Annotated in this window: 21 protein-coding genes; 20 read left to right on the forward strand and 1 reads right to left on the reverse strand. The window is 37.3% G+C overall.

Features of this window, described 5'->3' with window-relative positions; all coding sequences use genetic code 11:
- The first annotated feature begins 409 nt into the window (after window positions 1–409).
- Both CLOL250_RS11890 and CLOL250_RS11895 read left to right on the forward strand, forming a co-directional pair.
- The gene (locus CLOL250_RS11890) at window positions 410–2,074 is read left to right on the forward strand and encodes a glutamine--tRNA ligase/YqeY domain fusion protein (RefSeq protein WP_044946142.1); all 1,665 of its coding nucleotides are present in this window, start codon (window positions 410–412) and stop codon (window positions 2,072–2,074) included.
- Between the two features lie 19 nt (window positions 2,075–2,093).
- Window positions 2,094–2,708 carry a hypothetical protein gene (locus CLOL250_RS11895; protein WP_008402787.1) on the forward strand — a complete coding sequence of 205 codons (615 nt, stop codon included), beginning with the start codon at window positions 2,094–2,096 and terminating at the stop codon, window positions 2,706–2,708.
- Window positions 2,709–2,949: 241 nt separating this feature from the next.
- Here the strand turns inward: CLOL250_RS11895 and CLOL250_RS11900 are convergent, their stop codons facing one another.
- The gene (locus CLOL250_RS11900) at window positions 2,950–3,669 is read right to left on the reverse strand and encodes a DUF6062 family protein (RefSeq protein ID WP_044946144.1); all 720 of its coding nucleotides are present in this window, start codon (window positions 3,667–3,669) and stop codon (window positions 2,950–2,952) included.
- Window positions 3,670–4,016: 347 nt separating this feature from the next.
- On the opposite strand from CLOL250_RS11900, the gene CLOL250_RS11905 reads away from it, so the two are divergent.
- The 18 genes from CLOL250_RS11905 to CLOL250_RS11985 all read left to right on the forward strand — a co-directional run bounded on the left by CLOL250_RS11905 (window position 4,017) and on the right by CLOL250_RS11985 (window position 20,258).
- Complete coding sequence (locus tag CLOL250_RS11905) at window positions 4,017–4,304, forward strand: co-chaperone GroES (RefSeq protein WP_021943267.1); 288 nt, start codon at window positions 4,017–4,019, stop codon at window positions 4,302–4,304.
- Window positions 4,305–4,339: 35 nt separating this feature from the next.
- Window positions 4,340–5,971: a chaperonin GroEL gene (gene groL / locus CLOL250_RS11910; RefSeq protein WP_008402791.1), complete on the forward strand. Its 1,632-nt coding sequence runs from the start codon at window positions 4,340–4,342 to the stop codon at window positions 5,969–5,971.
- 315 nt (window positions 5,972–6,286) lie between these two features.
- A complete protein-coding gene (locus CLOL250_RS13480) occupies window positions 6,287–8,269 on the forward strand; it encodes an InlB B-repeat-containing protein (RefSeq protein WP_008402792.1) in 1,983 nt (660 codons plus the stop codon).
- 388 nt (window positions 8,270–8,657) lie between these two features.
- Window positions 8,658–9,659, forward strand: a complete 1,002-nt coding sequence (locus CLOL250_RS11920) for a calcium/sodium antiporter (RefSeq protein ID WP_008402794.1) — start codon at window positions 8,658–8,660, stop codon at window positions 9,657–9,659.
- A gap of 15 nt (window positions 9,660–9,674) precedes the next feature.
- Entirely contained in the window at window positions 9,675–10,400 is a 726-nt protein-coding gene (locus CLOL250_RS11925; protein ID WP_008402796.1) for a TMEM165/GDT1 family protein, read from the forward strand.
- Between the two features lie 164 nt (window positions 10,401–10,564).
- Entirely contained in the window at window positions 10,565–11,884 is a 1,320-nt protein-coding gene (locus CLOL250_RS11930) for an MATE family efflux transporter (RefSeq protein WP_342413226.1), read from the forward strand.
- A gap of 8 nt (window positions 11,885–11,892) precedes the next feature.
- Window positions 11,893–12,762: an AraC family transcriptional regulator gene (locus CLOL250_RS11935; RefSeq protein WP_008402798.1), complete on the forward strand. Its 870-nt coding sequence runs from the start codon at window positions 11,893–11,895 to the stop codon at window positions 12,760–12,762.
- A 57-nt stretch (window positions 12,763–12,819) separates the two neighbouring features.
- A complete protein-coding gene (locus tag CLOL250_RS11940; protein WP_008402799.1) occupies window positions 12,820–14,169 on the forward strand; it encodes an MATE family efflux transporter in 1,350 nt (449 codons plus the stop codon).
- 137 nt (window positions 14,170–14,306) lie between these two features.
- Window positions 14,307–14,771, forward strand: coding sequence for a GNAT family N-acetyltransferase (locus CLOL250_RS11945; protein WP_008402800.1), 465 nt, complete (start codon window positions 14,307–14,309; stop codon window positions 14,769–14,771).
- Between the two features lie 5 nt (window positions 14,772–14,776).
- Window positions 14,777–15,220 carry a GNAT family N-acetyltransferase gene (locus tag CLOL250_RS11950; protein WP_044946149.1) on the forward strand — a complete coding sequence of 148 codons (444 nt, stop codon included), beginning with the start codon at window positions 14,777–14,779 and terminating at the stop codon, window positions 15,218–15,220.
- Between the two features lie 120 nt (window positions 15,221–15,340).
- Window positions 15,341–15,859: a GNAT family N-acetyltransferase gene (locus CLOL250_RS11955; RefSeq protein ID WP_044946151.1), complete on the forward strand. Its 519-nt coding sequence runs from the start codon at window positions 15,341–15,343 to the stop codon at window positions 15,857–15,859.
- A gap of 54 nt (window positions 15,860–15,913) precedes the next feature.
- On the forward strand, window positions 15,914–16,330 hold the full coding sequence (locus CLOL250_RS11960) for a GNAT family N-acetyltransferase (RefSeq protein ID WP_008402803.1): 417 nt from the start codon (window positions 15,914–15,916) through the stop codon (window positions 16,328–16,330).
- 203 nt (window positions 16,331–16,533) lie between these two features.
- Complete coding sequence (locus tag CLOL250_RS11965) at window positions 16,534–17,028, forward strand: hypothetical protein (RefSeq protein WP_243104433.1); 495 nt, start codon at window positions 16,534–16,536, stop codon at window positions 17,026–17,028.
- Window positions 17,029–17,111: 83 nt separating this feature from the next.
- A complete protein-coding gene (locus CLOL250_RS11970; RefSeq protein WP_008402805.1) occupies window positions 17,112–17,909 on the forward strand; it encodes a PfkB family carbohydrate kinase in 798 nt (265 codons plus the stop codon).
- A 95-nt stretch (window positions 17,910–18,004) separates the two neighbouring features.
- A complete protein-coding gene (locus tag CLOL250_RS13825; RefSeq protein ID WP_446714957.1) occupies window positions 18,005–18,124 on the forward strand; it encodes an AAA family ATPase in 120 nt (39 codons plus the stop codon).
- A gap of 7 nt (window positions 18,125–18,131) precedes the next feature.
- Entirely contained in the window at window positions 18,132–18,401 is a 270-nt protein-coding gene (locus CLOL250_RS14425; protein ID WP_443829612.1) for a hypothetical protein, read from the forward strand.
- A 51-nt stretch (window positions 18,402–18,452) separates the two neighbouring features.
- Window positions 18,453–18,788 (forward strand): hypothetical protein, encoded by a 336-nt coding sequence (locus tag CLOL250_RS11980; RefSeq protein ID WP_008402808.1) that lies wholly within the window; start codon window positions 18,453–18,455, stop codon window positions 18,786–18,788.
- Between the two features lie 180 nt (window positions 18,789–18,968).
- Window positions 18,969–20,258, forward strand: coding sequence for an ATP-binding protein (locus CLOL250_RS11985; RefSeq protein ID WP_008402809.1), 1,290 nt, complete (start codon window positions 18,969–18,971; stop codon window positions 20,256–20,258).
- Window positions 20,259–20,264: the final 6 nt, after the last annotated feature.

A 20,264-nucleotide genomic window follows, 5' to 3' on the forward strand; every position in this document is an offset into this window, starting at 1 on the left:
CAACAAAGAAGGTTAGTGAATATCTTGGATATGGATAGAAAGTATGCGTCGTATGTAAGAAATATGATGGTAAGCTGGAGTATATCGTAGAACCCGGAGTGGGTGATTACAGATATATACTTACAGCAAAAAGATGAAATATAAAAAATATGCTTAGAAACAAAAAGTCCTATGATCTGTTGCGTGATTGTGTAAGCCGGTTAGCAGACCATAGGATTCTTTTTCCTTGGTTTGTAGGTTTGTCAAACATATGTTACACAGATGCCAGATAATCCTTTAGTACAAGATTTGCTGAAAGTTATTGAAAATTACTGAGTTTTGCTGAGTTTTAGAATTTGCAGTTGAGGCTTTATGTAAAATGTGATAGACTTAAAAAAGTCATGCTAATTATATGAAGGAGGCATTAATGATGGCAGAAGAATCAATCGGGAAAAATTTTATTGAACAGATTATTGATAAAGATATAGCGGAGGGCAAGGTAACGAAGGTAGTCACAAGATTTCCTCCGGAACCGAATGGATATTTGCATATAGGACATGCCAAATCCATATTATTGAACTATGGTCTTGCACAGGAATATGGCGGACAGTTTAATCTGAGATTTGACGATACAAATCCAACAAAGGAAAAGACAGAATTTGTAGAATCCATATTAGATGATGTAAGATGGCTGGGTGCCGATTTCGGAGACAGAGTATTCTTTGCATCCAATTATTTTGACCAGATGTATGAAGCAGCAGTCAAATTGATCAAGAAAGGCAAGGCATTTGTATGTGATCTGACAGCAGATGAGATCCGCGAATACAGAGGAACTCTGACAGAGCCGGGTAAAAACAGCCCATACAGAGACAGAAGTATTGAAGAAAATCTTGCATTATTTGAAGCAATGAAGAACGGAGAGTTCCCGGATGGAAGCAAGGTGCTTCGTGCAAAGATCGATATGGCTTCACCGAATATTAATATGCGCGATCCTGTTATCTATCGTGTTGCCCGTATGACACATCATAATACAGGGGATAAGTGGTGTATTTATCCAATGTATGATTTTGCTCATCCGATTGAGGATGCGATTGAAGGTGTAACGCATTCTATCTGTACACTGGAATTTGAGGATCACAGACCTTTATATGATTGGGTAGTACGGGAACTGGAATATGAGAATCCACCAAAGCAGATCGAATTTGCAAAGTTATATCTGACAAATGTAGTTACAGGTAAGAGATATATTAAGAAGCTGGTAGAGGATGGTATCGTAGATGGCTGGGATGATCCAAGACTTGTATCGATCGCAGCACTCAGAAGACGAGGATTTACTGCTTCTTCTATTAAGAAGTTTATGGAGTTGGTTGGTATCTCAAAGAGCCAGAGCTCTGTTGATTATGCGATGCTTGAGTATTGTCTGCGTGATGATCTGAAGCTTACAGCAAACCGTTATATGGCAGTCCTGAATCCGATCAAGCTGGTGATCGATAATTATCCGGAGGATCAGGTAGAATATCTGCCGGTTGAAAATAATCAGGAAAATGAGGAAGCAGGCTCCAGAGAAGTTGCATTCAGCAAATATCTCTATATTGAAAGAGATGATTTCATGGAAGAACCGCCTAAGAAATATTTCCGTCTGTTCCCTGGCAATGAGGTACGTCTGAAGAATGCATATTTTGTAACCTGTACAGGATATGAGAAGGATGAAGATGGAAATGTAACAGTTGTTCACTGTACTTATGATCCTGCAACCAAGAGTGGTTCAGGATTCGAAGGAAGAAAGGTAAAAGGAACGATACATTGGGTATCAGCAGAAAGTGCAATTGATGCTGAGGTTCGTTTATATGAGAATATCGTGGATGAAGAAAAAGGTAAGTTGAATGAGGATGGTACTTTGAATCTGAACCCAAATTCATTGACCGTATTACAGGGATGTAAGCTCGAGAAAGCATTTGAAGATGCAAAACCTGGTGAAGCATTCCAGTTCCTTCGTAATGGATTTTTCTGTGTAGATTCCAAAGACTCTACTAAGGAGCATCCTGTATATAACCGTATTGTTTCATTAAAGAGTTCCTATAAGCCGGGAAAATAATATTTAGCCTATTAAAAGTATGAAAAATGATATATCAGAATTAGAAAACAGAAAATTATATATCCTGATCTCCAAGACACACACAGTTCCTGCAAGAATCATCAAATTCTGGACAAAAGAGCCATATGCACATGCATCCATTGCATTGGATCTGGAGCTTCGGGAGATGTACAGCTTCGCCAGAAAGGGAATCTATAATCCGTTCAACTGTGGATTCATTATAGAAGATATTGATACCGGAATATTTGGCAGAGATGTTGAAACAAGCTGTGTTGTTCTGGAACTGACCGTGACAGATAAGCAGTACAGACATGTACTGCAGGAGCTTGCGGCATTTAAAGCAAATGCTGATCTCTATCGGTATAATTTTTGGGGACTTTATGGTGTTATACGAAATAAGGCGATTGAGAGGAAATATAATTATTTCTGTTCCCAGTTCGTGGCAAGTGTGTTAGAATGTTCTGGTATACATATTCTCGATAAACAACCGGGGCTTGTAAGGCCGGATGATTTTCGGAAGAGCAGTAATGTTAAGGTGATTTACAAAGGCCTGCTCAGAAGATATCGTGAATACCTGTGGACACATGATCTGGCACAGGCATTTGGCGGTCATGTAACCAAACAGGCAATGTAAAAAAAGTGACAATATTGCTGTGAATTTTATACTATATAAAAAATACTGTGTACATTACACTCACTATTATGAAGCAAACCTGCCCGAACGCCAGTCCTTAGTGAGCCATATAATACGGCGAACTTAGTACTGCTGCGTTGAGGGTAGAGCGAAAGCGTTTTGCGGAATAATATGTGAAGTGCAATGTACACAGTATTTTTGTGTGTATCCTATGTTTATCAGGCAGTAATATTGTCGCTTTTTATTCTACAAATGTATGATTAGCCTTGATTATGCCGCGAGGTAGGGCATCCTTTGAGTTCTTCCATGGTTCATTCTTGAATCGATAGTCGAATTTATCGATGAACCATCCGATATCTCCGTTGACACGTTCCATGTTTTCAAAATATAAGTGATTCAAAGCTTCTATGAATTCTTCACATTGGTTTTTGGACAGCTTTGTGACAGAGGTATCGTAGAGGATACCGTAGTGGTAAGTACAGAAGCCCTTGCTGCTTTTGAAGGTATCCTTGAATTCAGGATCTTTTTTCCACATATGAAAGATCGTATCGACATAGCGGTCAAAGGTACGATTCATACGGTCACAGATAAAGCAGGAGCTTTCCAGTTCTTTGATATATGCACCGACACCGGAAAAATTTGACTGCTTGGAAAAAAGTCCTGGTTTTGCAGGAGTTCCTTTTTCTGATAAAGCTTTCAGATCCCGGATCGTTTTATCAGTGTGTGTCTTTAACATCAGGGCAAGTCCCAGACGATTCTTTTCTTTATATAACATGCCGATGTGATGGGAGCAGAAGCCCATTTTATCTGTCATAGCACGATTATCGTCTTCCATATAGCTTGGTCCCATCGTATATTCGATGGCATGTTCCTCCAGCGTTTTCTGCATCTGACAGAGAGGACATTCACAGTCTGCATGAAAGGCATCGTTGACAGGTATTGTGTATAATTGTTCAGCCATAGTATTCTCCATTTCTATATATCATTTGGATAGCAGCCTTTGAACAGGCGTTATCCTGTATCATGTCAGAAATCATCGGTTTGATTCCTGTATTAGAAGCATATCATGCAACACCTGAATTTACAAATCAAAATCGCCGGTTTTCGTTCTGAATTCAGGGTATATTTCATATAATGTAAGAGACCTTGTCCATTTAATATATTTTTTATCATTTTAGGGGTTGATTTTTTCCACAAAATGAATACAATAATAATTGTGTTAGCACTCGAGAGATATGAGTGCTAGGAACTGCCGGAGTACATAAGGCAGATAAGAACGGATTTAATATGTTAGGAGGAATATATATTATGAAATTAGTACCATTAGGAGACAGAGTTGTATTAAAACAGTCCGTAGCAGAAGAGACAACAAAATCAGGTATTGTATTACCGGGACAGGCAAAAGAGAAGCCACAGTATGCAGATGTTGTAGAAGTTGGTCCCGGAGCTGTTGTCGATGGCGTTAAGGTTCCTATGGAAGTAAAGGCAGGAGACAGAGTTATTTATTCTAAATACGCAGGAACAGAAGTTAAGCTCGGTGATGATGAATATATCATCGTAAAACAGAGTGACATTCTTGCAGTTGTAAGCGAATAATCAGATAGCAGAAAAACAGTTGGAGGTAGAAAGAAATGGCAAAGGAAATTAAATACGGAGCAGAAGCCAGAAAGGCTCTTGAAGCAGGCGTAAATCAGTTAGCAGATACAGTAAGAGTAACACTTGGACCAAAAGGAAGAAACGTAGTTCTTGCAAAGTCATATGGTTCACCACTTATCACAAATGATGGTGTTACAATTGCAAAGGATATAGAGCTGGAAGATGCATTTGAGAACATGGGTGCTCAGATCGTTAAGGAAGTAGCAACAAAGACAAATGATGTTGCAGGTGATGGTACTACAACAGCTACTGTTCTTGCTCAGGCAATGATCAATGAAGGTATGAAAAACCTTGCAGCAGGAGCAAATCCAATCATCCTTAGAAAGGGTATGAAGAAGGCTTGTGACAAGGCTGTAGAAGCAATCTCAGAGATGAGCCAGACAATCAACGGCAAAGAGCAGATCGCAAGAGTTGCATCTATATCAGCGGGTGATGATGAAGTAGGGCAGATGGTTGCAGATGCTATGGAAAAGGTATCAAACGATGGTGTTATCACGATTGAAGAGTCCAAGTCCATGAAGACAGAGCTTGACCTCGTAGAAGGTATGCAGTTCGACAGAGGATATATTTCAGCTTACATGTCAACTGATATGGAGAAGATGGTTGCAGAACTTGATAATCCATACATCCTGATCACAGATAAGAAGATCTCAAATATTCAGGATATCCTTCCGGTACTTGAGCAGATCGTACAGGGTGGTCAGAAGCTTTTGATCATTGCGGAAGATGTAGAAGGCGAAGCACTTACAACATTGATCGTAAACAAGTTAAGAGGTACATTCCAGGTTGTAGCTGTTAAGGCTCCTGGTTATGGTGACAGAAGAAAAGAAATGTTACAGGATATCGCTATTCTTACAAATGGTAAGGTTATCTCTGAAGAACTCGGTTATGACTTAAAGGATACAACATTAGATGACCTTGGCCGTGCTAAGAGCGTAAAGGTAACAAAAGAGAATACAGTTATCGTAGATGGATTCGGAACAAAGGAAGATATCCAGGGCAGAGTAAATGTTATCAAGGCTCAGCTTGAGGAGACAACATCTGAATTTGATAAAGAGAAGCTTCAGGAAAGACTTGCAAAGCTTGCAGGTGGTGTAGCAGTTATCCGTGTTGGTGCAGCTACTGAGACAGAGATGAAGGAAGCTAAGCTCCGTATGGAAGATGCATTAAATGCTACCAGAGCTGCTGTAGAAGAAGGCATCATCGCAGGTGGTGGATCAGCATATATTCATGCAGCTAAGAAGGTTGCAGAACTGGTTGCAGACCTTGAAGGCGATGAGAAGACAGGTGCTAAGGTAGTTCTTAAGGCTATGGAAGCTCCGTTATTCCACATTTCAGCAAATGCCGGTCTGGAAGGATCTGTTATCATCAATAAGATCAAAGAATCACAGCCGGGTATCGGTTTTGATGCATACAATGAGAAGTATGTAGATATGATCGAAGCAGGTATCATCGATCCTGTTAAGGTTACAAGAAGTGCTTTACAGAACGCAACATCCGTAGCATCTACATTACTGACAACAGAATCTGTTGTAGCTGATATTAAGGAAGATGCTCCAGCTATGCCGGCAGGTGCAGGTATGGGCGGCGGAATGGGTATGATGTAAAAATAAAATATCACTCATAAAGTTCAAATAGAGAATAAAAAGGAAGATAGTATTGTTTATTATCGTGTAAGATACATGATAGTGACAGGCTATCTTTCTTTTTTTATACACGCATAGACCATATTTCCAGACCTAGTGAAACATTTCATGCCGTTTTTCAGACATTTCGTGCATAGAATCCGGTAAGGAGAAATGATTATGGTACAATACCAGAAAATAACTTATTTGGAACAACATAATGAGATATGCAGATATAATTATACTATATGTTGTATTATGTGTTGTATTCAGATGAATGAAAGGGGATAAGAAAATATGGTAAGACGACTAAAAGAAAACAAAGTTACAGGCATCCTGACGGCCTTGCTGGTTGGCATTGTTATGTTTGTTGGCATGGGAACAATGAAAGTAAATGCAACAGAATACAGGTCAGAAACGATTGATCCTACGACTCTACAGGTAGGGGATACGGTTTATGTAGGAGCTGAGTTATCTCCAGACAAACAGATAGTAGTTTGCAAGCAATGTCATATGATCTGGATAACATACGGTGGCTCTTCGCAATATGGAATTGGAGACAGAATCAATTCTATTGTAATGAGATCAGATGCACACAAAGATCATGCCGGTTATGTTGGATATAGTGAGTTTAATTTTTACTTCACAGGAGAATATTTACCTAGTAATACTCCATATACAGTTATGGGAAATTCAAATCTTGGATATACGATTAAATATAATACAAATGGTGGTAGTGCAATAGCAGATGCTGTTAAACAGACACATATACCGAGTATATTTCCAACGACGACCAGAATAGGATATATGTTAGAGGGCTGGTACACAGATGAGGAATGTACACAGGCAGCTCAGCGAGAACTTTCAATATTTGAAGATATAACATTATATGCAAAATGGATAGAAATAGGTGCACATGAGCATACATTTTCTGATAATTGGAGTAGTAATGCTTATGGACACTGGCATGCGGCAACCTGTGAACACAGTAATTTGGAGGAAAATTATCAGAAACATTCATATGGAACCACAGGTGAAGACAGATATACATGCTTAATCTGTAAGTACGTAGATGCAGACAAGAAAGCTGCGGCTGAGGTTGTAGATGCATCAAAGATAGTATTAAAAGCAGATGAAGTGCAGGTTGGGGACAAGATTTATTTTGGTAATCAGCTATCACCTAATAAATGGATCACTGTATGTAAGAAGTGTCATATGATCTGGATCACATCTGCTGATTCTGATCCGGATGATATAAGCGTTGGAATCGGTGTTGGAAGCCAGAAGTGTTACGAAGTTGAGCAGACGGATGAACATAAAGACCATAAAGATGATGTTGGATATGCAGATTTTAATTGGTATACAACAAATTCAAACAGTCCATTAGAGAGAAATGTTCCATATACAGTTATCGAGAATGATAACCTTGGATATAAGATTACATATAACACAAATGGCGGAAGTGAAGTAACTGAAGCCGTACATCAGAAGAAGCTCCCGGATGTGCTTCCAACAACAAGTAAAGCTGAATATGAATTTGCAGGCTGGTACACAGACGAGGCACTCACAAAGGCGGCTGTGCCGGGCAAAGCTTTAACAGGAAATACAATTCTTTATGCAAAGTGGACAGTGAAGCAGTCTACGCCATCAGATCCAGAGCCTTCAAAGCCAGTAGTAAAAGCAAAACGGACAAAAGTAAATGATCAGGCATTAAGCTCCAAGTTCAGTATCACTACAGGAAAGACGATAAAAGTAACGTGGGGTAAGGTTGCAAAAGCAGATGGATATGATGTATATATGGCATATTGTAAGAAGGGAAAATACACCGTTGTTAAGTCTGTAAAAGCTGCAAAGACCTTATCTGTGACGATCAATAAGCTGAACAAGAAGGCTGTAAATCAGAAAGATAATGTAAAATGTTATGTAGTTGCATATAAGAAGGTTGACGGCAAGAAAGTGACCATTGGAAAATCCATTACAGGTCATGCGGTTGGCAAGAAGAATACGACTGTAACAGATGTCAAGAAGATTCAGATAAAGAAATCTGCTTACAGCCTGAAAAAGGGAAAAACAGCTAAGATAAAAGCAACTATTGTTAAAAAGAATAATAAACTTCCACTTTTTGGTCATACAGCAAAATTCAGATATGACACATCAAATAAAAAGGTAGCAACTGTATCCAAAGATGGCAAGATCACAGCAAAAGGAAAAGGCACCTGTTATGTATATATCTATGCAGTAAATGGATGCGCTAAGAAAGTAAAGGTAACAGTTAAATAAAAGTAAATAGAAAGAAGTTATAAATTCGGCAGTGGCTTGGATGGACAGTAGTCTGAGACCACTGCTGATAAATGTTTCTGATAAATATTTCTAAAATAAGATGTTGACACACATGGATACATTTGATAATATTTATCGAGTAACTTAATATTCCATGAGGGAGTAGTTAGCGCGAAAGTGTGATTTGTCAACATTCTGATTATAATAAGAGAGTATAATCTGGCAAATCTTAAATAATGAGACTCATGTATATCGATTAACAGCTTGTGTAATATACACCGGCGGATAATTGATATACATGAGTCTTTTTTAATCTGTCGGACATACTTTATAGTAGCAGACAGTTCGGCTGACATCACTGGTATGGATAGAGAAAAAGGAGAACAATATGGAAAAATTCATTAACAATGCCCCGTTTGCTCTTGTAATTGTAATTCTTGTGATCGGTTTTGTACTGCTGATCAAAGGAGCGGATTTTTTTGTAGAGGGAAGCTCGAGTGTAGCAAAGAGACTGCATGTTCCATCTATAATTATTGGACTTACAATTGTTGCGATGGGAACATCACTTCCGGAAACAGCGGTCAGTGTATCAGCATCAATAGCAGGCAATAATGAACTTGCAGTTAGTAATGTAGTTGGTTCTAATATTTTTAATCTGATGGTTGTTATCGGAGTATGTGCAATATTAGCCACAGTAAATGTTGCAGGAGAAACGATAAAGAGAGATATTCCGCTTTCGCTTATATGTGCCGGACTCTTAATGCTTTTAGGAATAATCGGCCTTGGAGACAAAACAGGCATGACGTTGGGACATATGGATGGTGCTATATTTATTGGTTTATTTGCAGGATACATTTTTTACATGATCAGGATTGCATTAAAGGCCAACAAAGAAGGAAAGAAAGTTGAGATTGAAGGTGGCTCGGATGAGGAAATTAAGCTTGTATCCGTTCCGGTCAGTATTCTGTTTATCGTTGGCGGAGCAATAGCGATTGCAGTCGGAGGGGATGTGACCGTTGATGCGGCATCAAGAATTGCAAGTGATCTCGGAATGAGTCAGACACTGATCGGACTTACAATCGTTTCGATAGGCACGTCACTCCCGGAGCTTGTGACCTCAATTGTTGCAGCCAGAAAGAATGAAGTTGATATGGCGCTTGGTAATGCGATCGGTTCAAATATATTTAACATACTTATGGTACTTGGTATTGCATCAGTGATCAGTCCGATCAGTATAATCAGAGAGAATATTATTGATCTGTGTGTACTGGTTGCATTTACTGTGTGTGTATGGATATTTGCAGGGACAAAGAAGAAAATCGGAAGAATCGAAGGTTTGTGTATGGTTGCTCTCTATGCAGTATATGCAGTTTATATTGTAATAAGATAAATGTGGGTATAGCAAATGATATTATTTTTAAAGGTATTTTTTACGGAATTCATAGCGGAGATGGGAGATAAGACACAGCTTATGTTGATTGCTCTTACGTCTAAGTACAAATTAAAAGATATCATATTAGGAACTGCTGCCGCAATTCTTGTACTGAATGGTCTGGCGGTTCTTGCAGGTGGACTTGTCAGCGAATTTGTTCCGGAATGGCTCATTAAGAATATTGCAGCACTTGCATTTCTTTACTTCGCAGCATCAACGGTTTCCGATGGCGACGAAGAGGAAGAAGAAAACGGAAGATCAAAGATCAAGTTTGCGCCATTGGCTGTTTTCTGTACTTTTTTTGTAGCTGAGCTTGGAGATAAGACTCAGCTTACCGCTATAACATTTGGTGCAAATGAAGGTATGGGGGCAGCACTTATTGTATGGATCGGTTGTTCGCTCGGACTATTTGCAGCGGACATTCTTGGAATGCTGATCGGTTACCTCTTAAAGAGCAAAACTCCGGATGGACTGCTTAACACACTGGCATTTGTGATATTCTCGATATTTGGTGTGTATACACTTTATCAGGGCCTTAAGCTCATCTCTTCAAGTGTCTGCCGGATTCCGGTACTGCTGATACTTATAGCTGTAGTCGTTGTATTTGCGGGCTTATGTGCATTCCTTTTCGTACGGCGAAAAAAGAAAAAAAGGGAAAAAATACAGGAAACGAATAGAATACAAATCTCATTTCATTAAATAAATAGTCTGGATGTCAACGATAAGATTAACAATTCTGATAGATTATTGCGGTGAAATAGTAGAAATAGTGCCATTTTTGTTTGATATTATACAAGAAACACATAAAGATATATCGTATTATTGATAATATATGTTATATTTGTATGTAAGGAGAAAACATGATGGTTGAAAGGAAAACATTATCGCAATTATCTGTGCCAATATGCCTGGAAACTTTATTCTATATGCTTTCAGGGATGGTTGATACACTTATGTTATCATCTGTAAGTGATCAGGCTGTGGGAGCAGTGGGAACAGCAAATACTTATATAGGTGTTTTCATTGTTATGTTTGGAGTGATATCATCGGGTATGATAGCTGTTATGTCACAAAATATAGGAGCGGGAAGACCCGGGATAGCATATCAGGCCAGACAGCTTGGACTTATGTTTAATGCGTTCATAGGTATTCTGATGTCTGTTGTTCTTGCAATTTTTTCCGGCAGAATACTTAAAATAGTAAGTATTGCTTCTGCTTTGTTTGAACCGGCTGAAACATACCTCAAAATTGTTGGTGGAACATGTTTTTTAAATGCGCTTATTCCTATTTTTTCCAGCTATTTGAGAGTATTTGGATATACAAAGCATTCCTTGATAGGAACTATTGTTGGAAATGTTCTTAATATAATACTAAATTCGGTATTCTTATTTGTATTTAACTGGGGAGTAGTGGGAGTTGCCGTTGCCACGGTTATTTCAAGGGTTGTAAATCTTGTTATTGTAGCGGTGATGGGCGCTGTACTTATAAAAGCAAAACAAAGTCCTGATCGTATTGTGCCGCGAAAGATATTTGCGCAGATTGTTAAAATAGGTTTTCCTTCCGCATTTGAAACAGCACTTTATAATATAGCAATGACATTTATAGTGCGTTTTATGAATCAGATGGATGCGAACGGAATGAATGTCACAGCTCGTTCGTATGCTATGCAGATAGCAAATTTCTCATATTGTGCAGGAGCTGCACTGGCACAGGCTAATGCTATTATGACAGGCTGGAGAATCGGAGCAAAGGAGTTTGAAGAATGTGACAGGGGTATAAAAAAAGCAGAGATATATGGCCTTGTAATAGCCACATGCTTCTCTGTGACATTTGCACTGTCCGGACACATTATAGTGCATATATTTACGGATGATGCACAGATGATAAGTCTTGTTGTAAAATTGTTAATAATAGATATATTCCTTGAACTTGGAAGGGTGACAAATCTTGTGTATAGTCAGGCGTTAAAAACCAGTGGAGATGCAGTTTTTCCGGTTATAATGGGTGCAATTTTCATGTATCTGTTTGCGGTTGGTGGTACATATTTTCTTGGAATACATTTGGGCTTTCTGGCGGTAGGAGCATATATTGCCATGGCAGGTGATGAATGTGCGAGAGCTGTTGGAATGGTGCTTCGATGGAAAAGCGGAAAATGGAAAAGTAAGAGTCTTATAGAATTATAGGAGAGATTATGTATTTTGAATTAAAGGAAAATAAACCACATGGTACAAAGGATGATCCGTTCAGTACATATCACATAGAGAATGCGGGGCAGTCCTTTCAGATACCGGTACATTGGCATGATGAATTCGAAATTATATATGTAAAAAGTGGCTTTTTGACTGTAAATATATCAGGAGAGAACTATATCGGGAAACCCGGGGATGCCTTCGTTGTATCACCGGGCAATCTGCATTTTATGGGTTCAAAGACCGGTACTGTAGATTATTTTACTTTTCTTTTCCCATTGAAATATATATCTTTTTATACAGATGATATACTAGATGATAGATTACTTGAACCATTAGACAGTGGCCGTCTGATGATAAGTCCCAGTGTAAAAGATACGATAAAAGAATTGTGTGAGCAGTTAATTGAGATATATGAAGCAAAAAAGAGTGAAAGAGAGTTGAACATAACGACGCAGATAAAGACCAAAATAATTCTTTTACAATTTATTCTTGAAATGTGGGAAAAAGGATTTATAGTAGAAAATAACACAAGTGGTAGAAACATTGTAGAAAAAGAAATGGTCTCGTATATACAGCAGAATTTTACAGGAAAAATATCATTAAAGGAATTTGGGGAGCAATTTCATCTTTCTGAAAAATATATATCCAGATATTTTAAGGAGCATTTTCATATTACACTTTCACAATATGTGGCGTATTTACGATTAGAGTATGCAAAACAGCTGTTGCAAGACACCGATATTTCTGTTACAGAGGCAGCAATGCGGAGTGGTTATCAAAATATAAGCTATTTTATCAGAAGTTTTAAAAAAACATACGGAGTTTCTCCGTTAAAATACAGAAAAAAGCAAGTTGACTGTATGCAATAACATTGTATTGGCCGCGTTAGCTCTGATTTTGTAACGTTTTACGTTTTATGGAGGAAAATGATAATGTCAAAAGATGAATATTTAATTACAGATGCCCCTATAAAAGCACTGACTGTATTTGCAATGCCTATGATTCTGGGCAGCTTCTTTCAACAGGTATACAATATGGCAGATTCAATCATTGTTGGTCAGTATGTCGGTGCTCCTGCACTTGCGGCAGTTGGCGCATGTGCCGCACTGACAAATGTTTTTATCTGTATAGCACTTGGTGCCGGGGTAGGGGCGGGAGTGCTCGTAAGTCGTTATTTTGGTGCCCAAAATTATAGCAAAATGAAAACAATTGTATCAACATCCTTGATCAGCTTTTTGATTTTAAGCGTACTTTTGGGTATTTTCGGTTTTTGTTTTTCTCGTTTTATGATGACTTCATTACAAACACCTGCTGATATACTGGAGGAAGCAGTGTTGTACCTTCGCGTTTATTTTGTGGGATTTCCGTTTCTGTTTATGTATAACATTCTTTCAACGATGTTTAACTCAATCGGTGAATCGAAGATTCCGTTAGGCCTTTTGATAGTTTCTTCTATTTTGAATATTTTTATGGACATTTGGCTGGTAGCCGGTCTTGGTCTGGGTGTGTTCGGTGCCGCTCTCGCAACTCTTATTGCACAGGGAATTTCCGCCGTGTTCTCGCTTTTGATTTTCTTTAGCCGGATGCGTCGATATAAAAGTCCCTTTAACTGGTTTGACAGGCAGGAACTATCTTCTATGCTTCAAATTGCCGTTCCGTCTGTTCTGCAGCAGTCTACAGTGTCAATTGGTATGATGATCGTTCAGGCTGTTGTAAATCCATTCGGCACGCAGGCTCTTGCAGGTTATGCAGCAACGATGAGAGTAGAGAATGTTTTTTCATTGATATTCGTATCCATTGGTAATGCAGTTTCACCATATGTTTCCCAGAACTATGGTGCAAAGAAAATTGAACGTATCAAAAAAGGATATCATGCTGCGTTGGTGTTGGATGTATGTTTTGCAGTGCTTGCTTTTGTAGTCATTGAAACACTGCACACACAAATTTCTTCGCTATTTCTTGGTAAAGATGGAACTGCTTTGGCGTATCAGGTGTCTGGCGATTATATGAGATGGCTTGGTTATTTTTTCATTTTTATGGGTATTAAGATGGCAACTGACGGAGTCCTTCGCGGACTTGGGATTATGCGTCCGTTTCTCATTGCAAATATGGTAAACCTTGCGATACGATTGTCGGTTGCATTGATTTTTGCACCCCGTTTCGGTATTGCGTTTGTCTGGCTTGCTGTACCGGCCGGCTGGTTTGCAAACTTTCTGATTTCGTATGTGGCACTTAGAAAAAGCTCGATTATTCAACTAAAATTATACAGCAATTAATAAGGGAAAGAAGTTGGAATGATATAAAAGAATTTGAGTGATTAAAATCGATTTACGCGTTTGTAAGAGATGAAATTTTGAAATGTTTATAAACAATCGGTAGATGCTGTTGGATAGATTGTTAAGGGAGGTAGGAAATGAACAAGATTATATACAGAAAGACTACAAATGCTGATATGAAAATTCTGATGAAGCTGAGACTTGAAATGCTTAGAGAAGTGAATGGCTTGTCCGGTGAGTATGAATATGACGAGAATTTTATCTCTGAGAGCAGAAGATATTTTGAGTCAGGGGAACAGACTACAGTTATTGCGTCTGATGGAGAAACTCTTGTAGGCTGTGCAAGCTTATCCTATACATGGATTATGCCAACCTTTTCGCATCCAACAGGTAATCGGGCGCATTTAATGAATGTCTATACTCGCGCAGATTATAGAAGAAGAGGAATTTCTAAGAAAATGGTTGAGATTTTGATTGATGAGGCAAAAGAAAATGGTGTGACAGAAATAAGCCTGGATGCAACCGAGATGGGAAGACCTTTGTATGAATCGTTAGGGTTTAAAGCATCTGATTCATGTATGGTGATGGATTTGGAGGGGTGATATGGATGAAGATTATAGAGATCACAGAAAATAAAAAACAATATCTTGATTTGCTGTTATTGGCAGATGAACAGGAAACTATGATAGACCGTTATCTTTATAAAGGCAAAATGTATGTATTAGATGATAATGGGATTAAATGTGAGTGTGTCGTTACCGATGAAGGAAATGGTGTGCTTGAAATAAAAAATATTGCAACTGTTCCGGAATATCAAGGAAAGGGATATGCAAAAGCTTTAATTGATTTTATTGTTGAGAGATACGGAAAGCAATATGCTATTTTGCAAGTGGGAACAGGGGATAGCCCGCTTACAATACCCTTTTATGAAAAGTGTGGTTTTATCCGTTCACATAGCGTACCACATTTTTTTACAGATAATTACGACCATCCAATATATGAAGATGGAGTACAATTGGTGGATATGATATATTTGCGAAGACGGTTATAAAGAAAATTGTGATTTGTTAGTTTATACACAGATGCATTAATGTTGTTAGATCAATATGATCATCAATCAATAGAAAAGACAGAAGGTAATAAATCGATCTATAAAATAGGAGGTGTCAATATGATAGAAACAGAAAGACTTATTCTAAGGGAATATACAATGGGGGACTTTGAAGCATTATATGAAATTGTTTCTGATCCAGAGACAATGCAGCATTATCCAGCACCTTTTGATGTTGAAAGAACAAAAGGATGGATTTCTTGGAATTTGGAAAATTATGAAAAATATGGTTTTGGGCTATGGGCGGTTGTGTTAAAAAAAACAGGCGAATTTATCGGTGATTGTGGAATTACTATTCAAAATATTGATGGAGAAATGCTTCCGGAAATAGGATATCATATTTACAAAAAATATTGGCGTAAGGGGTTTGGAAAAGAGGCTGCAATCGCAGTCCGTGATTGGGCATTTGAACATACGGACTATGACATTATTTATTCTTATATGAAATATACAAATGTTGGTTCTTATAATACAGCTATAGCGAATGGGATGAAAAGGGTTAAAGTATATGATGACTCTAAAAACACAATATCATATGCTTATGCAATTACAAAAGCGGAATGGGAAAAATTAAGATAGTTCCCTAGTTGTGAATAACAATATTTAAAGAACAGTATTGGAGGAAAATATCTTATGTTAAATTTAATAGTGAAATATAATGAATTAACAGCAGAACAATTTATTGAATTGTGGGAAACGGTATGGGGAGATGGACCGTCTCTTGAACAGACAAGGTTAGCAATGAAACATACTTTATTCAGAGTTTCTGTATGGGATGGAGATTTCATTGTTGCTATGGCAAGAATGAATGGTGATATGGGACTTAATTACTATATTAAGGATGTTGTTGTCAGACCTGAATATCAGGGAAAAGGTATCGGAAAGATGTTAATAAATGAATTAAGAAGATTCATAAATGACAATGGAGTTAAAGGTACAGACATTTTTGTGGAATTATGTGCAGTCCCTGATAAGATTCCATTTTATGAAAAGTTTGGGTTTGAGGCAAATGAGGCACAAAGATTGAAAAAATATCATCATGTAGAGTAAAGATAAATCTCAATTAGTTTTATTGCTTTTTTCTTGATAATTACATATAATGTAAACGAGCAAGTACACTTGCTTGATTTAAGTGCGTTGCTACTTTGAGTGCAAACCTTTAATTTAAGTGCTTTGCAGCTTAAAATGCGAATTGTTAATTTCAGGGAGATAAGATGATTAGCTCCCTGTTTTGCTATACTATGGAGATAGAAATGAAAAATAAATCGGTGGATGCATTCTATACGGCTGAGATTTTGGCACTTGTAGTTGCTTTGATTTTCTTTGTGGCGGGTATGACGCAGGTGGTCGGATATGCCTGTAAGAAGAATCATACAACAGGAACTGTAACATATCAAAGTTCTCGGCAGAGCTCCAATCATGTCAAGGTACATAGCGGAAATGATGTCAGAAATTATAAATCACGTTATGGGAAAGGCATCCGGTCAACTTATACGGTGCTGCAGATTAAGTCGAATTCGCCTGTCAATGGTGCCGATGTGTTCTGGTATGAGGGAAATTGCAGCACTCTGGGCAGTAAGAATGTTTATATAGGCTATAATGATAATTCCATGTCGGTCTTATCACAGTTTGAACTGGTAATGACGATCATAAGCGGTGCATTTTTATTATTACATGCAGTTTCAGCACGGTTGCTCAGTAAGAAAAATCCATATGGCGGGAAGCTTTTCTGGTTTTTTAAATTTTGACCAACCCTGCCGGAAGTCATTTTATATTATGACAGAATTAAGTTGATAAAACAGAAAAATTAGAAATTTTAGAGGTATAAAGAATGATAAATTTAGTAGCACTTCCGTGTTTATGTGTAGATGTTTTTGATGGAACTGATGAACTATATGCTGGCGGTGAAGCCCTTAATTTTGCAGTCCATGCATCAAAATTTGAGGAGTTCAATGTTTCAATATTGGGTGCGGTTGGACAGGATTCTTACGCAAAATTTATTATGGATTCTATTTCTGATAAGAGAATAGATGTAAGCCACGTAAGAGTAGAAAAGGATAAAGTAACAGCGAATAATCGTACATATCTTACAGCCGACGGTGACAGATATTACAAAGATGATTCATGGACGGGTGATATTGTTGATAAAATGATATTGAACCATGATGAATTGGAGTTTATCAAAAAATCAGATGTTGTATTTGTACATTTTTGGGCAGGCTGTTTTGGACAAATTATAGATTTAAAAAAGAATAACAATTTCAGATTGGCAGTGGATTTTGTAGAATATCGTAATTTTAAAGAAATGGAAAAATATGCACCATATATAGATTATTTCATGATTAGTGGAGAGAAATCAATTCTCCCAATATTTGAAGCGTTTTCAGAGAAGTATAAAGGGCTATTTAATGTGTCTTTAGCTGATAAAGGAAGTGTTACATATCATAATGGTGAAAAGTATTTTGTTCAAGCTAATAAAGTTAAAGAAGTAATTGATACTACAGGTTGTGGAGATAGTTACCATGCAGGCTTTGTATGTTCACATTTGATAAATGGGAATATTTATGAGGCTATGAGAGTTGGGACAGAATTAGCAACAGAGACGCTGTCTCATTATGGTGGATTTTAAGAGAAAGAGAGTTTTTTGGAGTTCCTGAATTTCAATGATGGTTGGAATAGTATTGGATAATCTGTTACGGTGAAAAGAAATATCGAAAACCATTAATAATAATGGGAGCCAGACAAGTGGGAAAAACTTGGTTGATGAAGGAATTTGGAAAGAATTATTATGAGAAAACAGCATATATTTCTTTTTATAACAACCAACGGATGAATGCGGTATAAATTATTTATGCTGGATGTCGGATTACTGGGGGCATTAAGTGAGTTGCCGGCGACATCTATATTGGAAGAAAATGATATTTTTATGGAATTCAAGGGTAATCTCACAGAGCAATATATGTTGCAGCAGATGATTTCAGATACACCGTATACGCTGTATGTCGAACAATACAGATTACAGCGTCTGACATGGGAGTTAAATTATATACGGATTTTGGATTTGTACATAATGGTAACTTTATGCAATATAAACTTTAACGGTTATAGTATTTCTGATTGAAAAGGGCAGAAAACAGCAAGGTTGGGCTTAGCACCATAGGAGTAGGATAATATGATGGAAACCAGAAGTCGAAGAGGGATACTTATAATTGTTTCAGTTGCAATCGTTGTATTGCTTATAATAATCAGCGGCAGATATTTATTTTTGCATAATAAAAGTTATAAAAATCAGGCAATAGAACGCGGAGATGCAATATATTTAAATGAAATCAAATATTCTCCGATATCGTCATCTGATTTGAATGAATATACTATTTCAAATGTTCTGATTTGTAAAACTGATACGGGGATGAAATTATATGAAATAAATGAATATCCTGATTATGAATATATTGCAGGATATCATGCATGGAACGGTGAAATTTATAAAAAAGACGAAACAGATTGACCATTTAGAACAAAAAACGTAACAAATTTATGACCAGTGATGAAAAATGTAATATCACAGATTTATAAGGTAAGAAAAAATGTAAAAAATAGAACTGATAAGGTAAGAAAAAATGTTAGAATAACGGTAGAATAGACAATAAAAAATGTGATATACTATCTGCGAAAGGATGGTGTGACAATGCTTCGATTTGCAATGGATAATCTGTTACAGTGGAAAGAAAAGAAAAATAGAAAACCGTTAATAATAATGGGAGCCAGACAGGTGGGAAAAACTTGGTTGATGAAGGAATTTGGAAAGAATTGTTATGAGAAAACAGCATATATTTCTTTTTATAACAACCAACGTATGAATGCAGTGTTTGAAAATGATTTTGATATTGAACGAATCATAATGAATTTAAATATTGAGTCAGGAGTAACAATTACTCCAGGGAATACATTGATTATTCTTGATGAGGTTCAGAACACACCAAAAGCTTTAGAATCCTTGAAATATTTCTGTGAAGAAGCACCAGAATATCATATTATAGCAGCAGGGTCATTGCTTGGAGTGGCAATTCATGAGGGTGTGTCGTATCCGGTTGGTAAAGTAGATCTGTTGGATTTATATCCGCTTAATTTTAGAGAGTTTTTATATGCTATGGAGGAAAAAAAACTTGCAGATGCATTAAAGACAAAAGACTTTTCCATTATTGATAATTTTTCTGACAAATACCTTTTCTGGTTAAAAAACTATTATTATACAGGAGGAATGCCTGCGGTTGTTGATGCTTTTCGGCTAGACAAAGATTATACAGAAGTAAGGCAGATTCAAAGCGATATATTAAGACAATATGAGGGAGATTTTGGAAAGCATATTGAAAGCAAGGTACTGCCAAGAATCAGAATGGTTTGGAATTCTATTCCAATGCAGTTGGCAAAAGAAAATAAAAAATTCTTTTTTGGTCAAATAAAAAAGGGGGCTCGTAGCAGCGAGTTTGAAATAGCAATTCAATGGCTGATTGATTGTGGACTGATTTATAAAGTTAATCGTGTAAATGAACCACATATACCTCTGAAAGCATATCAAAGCATGAATGCGTATAAATTGTTTATGCTGGATGTCGGATTGCTGGGGGCATTAAGTGAGTTACCGGCGACATCTATATTGGAAGGAAATGATATTTTTATGGAATTCAAGGGTGCTCTCACAGAGCAATATGTATTGCAGCAGCTGATTTCTGATACGCCGTACACACCATATTATTATGGAACTGAGAAAGCTACGTTTGAACAGGATTTTTTGATCCAGAAAGAAGATGCAATTATACCTATTGAAGTAAAAGCAGAAACGAATATAAGGTCGCAGAGTTTAAAAGCGTATTATGATAAATTCCATCCCGAGAAAGCTGTACGTTTTTCGACTCTAAAGTATATGGATCAGGAATGGATGGTAAATATACCATTGTATGCGGTATGTAATTTATAAATATCA

It is taken from the genome of Clostridium sp. L2-50, from assembly GCF_000154245.1.
GTDB lineage: Bacteria > Bacillota > Clostridia > Lachnospirales > Lachnospiraceae > Coprococcus.